The organism is Brumimicrobium sp. (genome assembly GCF_048268645.1).
GTDB classification, from domain to species: Bacteria; Bacteroidota; Bacteroidia; order Flavobacteriales_D; family Crocinitomicaceae; genus Brumimicrobium; species Brumimicrobium ulvae.
In genome coordinates this window covers 67,431-74,303 of record NZ_JBLWVE010000017.1, presented here as the reverse complement: position 1 = coordinate 74,303, position 6,873 = coordinate 67,431, and the positions used below count along the sequence as shown (strand labels likewise).

The 6,873-nt window shown below is 40.0% G+C and carries 2 protein-coding genes; both read right to left on the bottom strand.

The features are described 5' to 3' along the window. A partial coding sequence (locus ACN0U3_RS12510; protein ID WP_417266490.1) for a GEVED domain-containing protein occupies positions 1 to 2,346 on the bottom strand: 2,346 nt, incomplete at its 3' end. Between the two features lie 241 nt (positions 2,347 to 2,587). Next, positions 2,588 to 6,826, bottom strand: a complete 4,239-nt coding sequence (locus tag ACN0U3_RS12505; RefSeq protein WP_417266489.1) for a choice-of-anchor J domain-containing protein — start codon at positions 6,824 to 6,826, stop codon at positions 2,588 to 2,590. Positions 6,827 to 6,873 lie beyond the last annotated feature (47 nt).

Below are 6,873 nucleotides of genomic sequence, written 5' to 3'. Positions count from 1 at the left end.
TTGTCCTGTGAACTTCCAGAAGTTATTAGCACTTGTACTCGTAGTATTTGAAGATAAGTTCTCATAACATGTTGGTAGATCTCCAGATTCGAAACCTTCATAGTATGGTGCTAGAACAGCTCCACACAATGTAGATGCAGTAACTCCAGAACCAATAGAACTGATGTCTCCAGATCCACAATCAGACTGTACATAAAAATCATACGTTGAACTTGGGTTTAATCCACTAACCGTATAAGGATTTGTGGTAACACCTGTAATAACCGTACCTGTACCTGGAGTAAATCCTTCTGGTCCATACTCGATATTCCATGTTGTTGCAGTATTATTCTCTGTCCAATCTAAATCGATAGATGTTTGTGTTTCATTTGAAGCAACAAGATCTGAAGTAGGAAGACAAGATGGAGTTGCTGTGATCGTAACCGTAAAGTCAACTGTTGACCCGTAATTCACATTTCCACATGCTGGTGGATTTGCGGTAGATCCCCATTGACCACGAACACGCATACGGTAATCACCTTGTGCTGTACCCGGTGGAACGGTAACACTTAATGTTTTTGCTGCACTTGAATTCGCTAAAGAGGCTACTAGTTCACTGGCTTCAAAAGTAAAGTTGTTGTTCCAATCAACCCAGATATTCACACCGTTTGAACCTGAAGAGTATACAGTACTTACGTCAAAAGTTAACGACTCATAGGCTTCAATTACCTGTACTGTTTCATCAGCGTATGAACCTGCTGGCTGTGAAGTCGCCGTATAGTTCACGTTAGTTAATGCAAGTGAAGATTCTATTGAGCTTAAGTACTCACCCCAAGTAGTTGAAACATCACAATACATGTTCTCAAAGTTAAAAGGACCTGCCCAGTAACTAGAATCACCAACTCCACAAACAGAACGTACGTAGAAATCATATTGTGTATCAGGTGTAATCGTAATTGTATGTGGGTTAGAAGTTGCTGTTTCTAAAGTTCCTGTTCCTTGTGTAAATCCAGGAGCTCCATATTCTACTTGCCATTCTGTAGCTGAACCATTTTCTGTCCAAGTTAAGTCAGCAGATGTTGATGACGTAGCTCCAGTATTTAAATCCGTTGGTGGAAGACAAGACGGTGTTGCAACAATTGTTAATGTAAAGTCAACCGTTGTCCCATAAGACACGTTTCCACATGCTGGTGGGTTAGCAGTAGAACCGTATTGCCCACGAACACGCATACGGTAATCTCCAACAGGAGTAGCCGCAGGAACTGCAACAGTAAGTGTTTTTGAAGCATCAGAGTTAGCTAATGACGCTACCAATTCTGCAGGGTCGAAAGTTAAATCATTGTTCCAATCAACCCAAACATTTACACCATTACCTCCACCAACATAACTCGTGTTGATGTCAAAGCTCATCGTTTCAAATGCCTCAAAACTTTGAGCTGTTTCATCAGCATAAGAACCTGATGGCTGAGCAGTCGCGGTGTAAGTTATGTTTGAAAGTGCTCCCATAGAGTTAACACTTGACAAGTAATCTCCAGTCCAACTCGTTGACACCTCACAATAGGATACTGAAAATGCGTATGGCCCTGACCAACTACTTTGTGATCCTCCACAGTCTGATTGAACATAAAATTCGTAGTCTGCACCTGTAGTCAGACCTGTTAAGCTGTGTGGATTAGTTGTTGTTGAAACTGGTGTTCCTGAGCCTAAAGTAAATCCAGGAGCTCCATATTCTATATTCCAATCTGTTGCACCTCCATTTTCATTCCATGATAAATCTGCAGAAGTCACGGAAGTCATCGTTGCCATTAGACCACTTGGTGCGATACATCCCACCTGTTCTATTGCAGAAAAATCATCAATATAAAAGTAATAATCTCCTGTTGTATAAGTCCCATCGATTCTCCAAATGAAATCAGATCCATTGGGTACATCTGCAGCATCAATTACAGCACTTCTGGTCGCACAAACAGTAGAAGGTGTATGACTTGCAAAATCAATTACATCGTAGGTAATCCAGTTTGTTCCGCCATCTATTGAATACTGTAGGTTAAACACACCAAAGTCATCAGTAGTTCCCATCTCATCAGACCAATCGATTATTTTATAATCTAATGATACATTAATGTCTAAACCAGTTGCTGTTTGGTTGGGACTTGTCGCTGCTGCTGTAGCACCTGAACTATATAAATTAACCCTCATGGCGCCTGTTCCAGCACATGGCGTAGTTGATGTGTGTGCGAAACCATTAAATGTCCAGGACGCTGGAGCCGACGCGCCTTCAAATCCTTCACTAATGAAGACTTGTGAGTTAACATGCCAACTCGTCAAAAAGACGGATAACATGAGTAAAAGTAATTTTGTTTTCATAAACCTAGTTTTAAATTAATATTAGTTGCATAAAAATAGTTAAATAATATTTCAATACAAAACATGAGACTATATAAATCAATCACTTGAGGACCAACACAATATATAGAGGCTTAAAAAATAAAAAATCAGGACAAACAATCCTTTATTTAAAGGGGAAGTAGAAAAAAATTGAATAAAAAGAAAAAAAGCGCCTCCAAAAAGGAGACGCTTTTCATAGCAACTTAAAGTCAGCTTCAATTTACTGCTTCACAATTTTGAAAGTCTTATGACCCTCATCATTGTATATACGTAAAGTATAGACTCCTTTTTCAAGGTGATCAATTGTCAATGTTGCTTCCGTAGCATTATTTAATGCTTTGTTTTCAACCAGTACCACTCTACCGTTCATGTCTAACATTTCAACTTTTAAAGCTGAAGTATTTGAAGGGTTAACGATGTTTAACACACTTGTTGTTGGATTAGGGTATACTGAGATTTCAGCAAACTCTTCCTCTTCAACAGAGACCCAAACACAGTTATCAACGTTTACTTCAACTGTTGCCGTGTCTGCTGGACAAACACCATTTGATGTGATGTAGGTATAGTTGTACTGAGCTGATAAGCCAGGTGACGTTGGTTGAGAGTTCGATAGAAGAACCCCGTTATAATCGTACCAATCACCGCCCATATCAACGTTACCTGTCAATGCAGAGTACAAATCAATCGGCTCATTCTTACACACATTAATGGTAGTACCATCTCCTGCAGTCGAAGGTCCGAAAACATTAATGGTAGCAATTGTAGTGTCAGGCTGACAAATACCTTCAACGATGTAAAGAACATCATGTGCCCCTGCAGGCAAGTTGCTCACATTAAATATAGAATCGTTCACGATTAAACTTTGATCTGCTGGGAATTCCCAACGACCATAAATATTATCGTTTGTTATAATTCCATCATTCAAGTTTAAACTATCATCTAACCTACAGATATCCGTGCTACCTGGTTGACCAGGAGTTGGGATACACTCACCGAAGCAAACGTCATCGATATACAGTCTCCAACCATCAAGTCCTCCTGGTGGCACATGGAAAGCAATATAAACAGTCCCACTAAACATTGTCAAATCTACAGTTGTATCCATATACGTTGTGTTACTGTAAGACGCCAAATGCATCAATGTATCAGTAAAGTCAGCAGGCTCAGTTCCAGTTGTAGAAAGTAAAACTTGGAAATCATTCGGTTCACCAGCACTTTGTACTCTATAATAGAACTTCATAAATTCATTTCCAGTAAGGACCAACCCAGGAGTGATTAAATAGTCGTCATTCGCTCCATTATTAAAGTCGGTATAGATTTCTGCAGAATAAGCACCTGTATTCGGATTTGAAGTACTTACACTCCAAGTGTCACCATCTCCGTTAACATCACGTACTCTCCAACATCCAAGTGTTGGTGAAGTATCAAAATCAAATCCTTCACAGAAACCATTTGCTTGAATAGCGTCACAACTGGTCAAGATATTATTTACACCATCCCAGCTTCCTGGGGTAGTAGTTCCTCCACAATTTGCAGAAACATAAATATCATATTCAGTATTTCCATCTAGTCCAGTTATGGTAAATGGATTTGTTGTTGCGATATCGGATCCGATCTCGGTTCCAGTACCAGGAGTAAATCCAGGCGCACCCCATTCCACGTTCCACTCTGTCTCATCACCATTGGCAGTCCATGAAATTGTAATTTCATCATTTAACACTGCATCAACAGTAACTGCAGATGGTCCTGCTGCACTTCCAATAGTAATTGTATACTCTGGACTATCATCTCCATTATCATCTCTTACGATCACTGTATAAGTTCCTACTGTTAGGTTATTTGGAATTGCACCAAAGGCACCTCCATCAACAGAGAAAGTAAACGGTGCTACACCACAATCCACATTAGAGACTAGGAAAGTACCATTATCACCATTGTTACATGTTGCATCAACTGGATCTATATCAACGTTAACAGAGTTAATGTTCACGGTTACCAATGTACGCCCAACGCTTTCACAACCTTCATGGCTAGCAGCCGCAAAGAACTCATAAACACCATTGGTTGCAGTTGGCATTACAGTTGTACCAACCGTTTCTAAAGGATTCGTTGTCCCGACAACATTACCTCCTGTAAGCGCATCATACCAAACTAAATCAGTAGATGCAGCAGCACTATAGTATACAGTACCGTTATAAGCTCTAGGTGTATTTGTTGAAGAAAATAAACCACATAACCCTACACCTGTTTCAATTGAAATATCAGCGTTTGAATAAGTCTCAACTGACGGCACTGTAGAATACGCAGCATAATAATTAATATAAATCCCATAGGTTTCTCCAGCTGGAATAATTAGGTCATCGATATCAATAGTATGCATTGTGCTTGGAGTAGCAGGAGTATTATACACTCCTAAGGTTGTCCAATCACCTGCTGTTGTTTCGGATCCTTGATAAGACCCAACTTTATAATAAACTGTTGCAGTAGGATCAACTGATGAATTCATCAACGCATCTAAAGAGTCTACTTTAAGATCAAAAGGAGAGTTATTTGTAATATTAAACATTACACCTCCACCACAACCGTTTCCTCCAGTAGTGTTATTTGTTGTTAATGAAGACCCACTTCCTAGACCACCAATTGCTGAAATTTCTGCAGAGCTTACTCCATTACAAAAGTTGAATACATCAGGATCAGCTACTGGGTCATTTGGAATGGTTGTTCCTACGGTCACCAAAGTCCCTACAGGTTCTGACCAACATTGTGTTGTTGTATTATAAGCCTTAACATAGTATGTTCCAGTAGCAGTAACACTATACGGTGCAGATGCATTATCTGTCATATCTGACGTAGAATTACTTGTACCTTGCCAATAATAATCAACATCAGTTGGAGCTGCAGGTACAGTAATTTGAGTACCCGGTGCACAAACTGGATTCTGGTCTGCAACTGGAGCTGGTGGTGCAGCTTCTACTGGAATGTTCGTAACTTCAATTGAATCCGCATCAGACCATGCTGCATAATTAGAATCATAAGTCCTAACATAGTACATTCCATTTTCTAGTACATTCCAAGGTGTAGAAGCATCATTAGTCATATCAACTCCGTCAGCAGTTACCTGCCAATACCAAGTCTCATTAGCCCCTAGCGTTCCAGAAGCTGTTAAATCTGTACCTGTAGCACAGTCTGGAGCACCTGCCGACTGACTAATTGTTGGCGCATCAATTACAAGAACCTCAAATGTATAATCCTCAAACTCACCACTTGAGTAACCTGTTATACATGGGTCTGCTGGACCTGAGTTAGGGGTGTATGAGTTTCCTATTCTCATTCTTGTTGTTCCTCCTATAGCAGTAGTTGGAACGGTAATCGTTCCAGAATGTCCTCCAGAATAACTTGAGCTCTGATATGCAACTTCTGTTGTAGGATCAAGTACACCATCTTGGTTCCAGTCAATCCAAACTTTAAAACCAAACGTTCCTCCTGTATAAGCAGATGTAAAATCTATTGTTCCTCCTTTAACCTGAGATACAGTTTGAGCTGTAAAGTCTCCGTATCCATTCGTAGAAAACCCTGAAGCTAAATTCGAAATATTCTGTTCACCATTAGCCGTTGAGAAGTCAACAATTACCCTTGAATTATCAGTTGCTGATGGTACACAATAACACTCTGTAGGTACAGAAATAGTTGTTACCATTGTATTAGAGATATCCTGATCTACTCCACATGAAAGAACATATTGGTACTCCATTGCCGTAGCTGGTGCAGAAGGGATTGTATAAGGATTAGTTGTCGCACCAGCGATATCTACCCATGGATCTGCAGAACCTGCAGCACGTTCTTGCCACTGACCCGCCAATCCAAACATTCCAGAAGTTGAACCTGTTGCTTCAAGCACAAATGGACTACCAGCACACATACCTGATGTTGCAGGGAGTGTTCCAGCAGTTGGGGCACCTGAACAGTTTGGCAAAGCAGTAATCTCAATATTATAAGCCGTACTTTGTGGGGTTGCCCAAGTTGAAATCACAAAATAGTAAGTTTCACCTGCAGTTACTGGTAAATCTGTGATATCACGTGTACCTGCCGATGAATTGGTGTGACTACCTACGGTAGATGCAAAAGGACATCCTGTTATTGCAAATAACCCAGCATAAGTACCAACACCTGTTAAAGAAATGGTAATAATTTCATCACTTGATGGAGTGTATGAATACACCACATCATCACCATTTAAATAAGATGGATCTGAACCATTAGTTATTGCATCCGGTGCAAGCGGTGGAAGATCTGCCGAGTCATAATTATCACCATAAGCAGAAGTATTCCCCGCATCAGTAAATGGCAAAGACGCCACAACTAGAGGAGTGCCACAAGTCTCCCCTTGCGCACTTAAATTAGTCCCAAACACTATTACCGTAAGGAATAGTAAAGGAATAATGAGTAGATTTTTTTTCATAAACGTTAGTTATTTTTGTTATTAATTTGACTTCAAACTTAATCATT

Excerpts from the sequence above, each read along its gene's own strand:
- ACN0U3_RS12505 (WP_417266489.1), bottom strand. The coding sequence starts at position 6,826 with ATGAAAAAAAATCTACTCATTATTCCTTTACTATTCCTTACGGTAATA.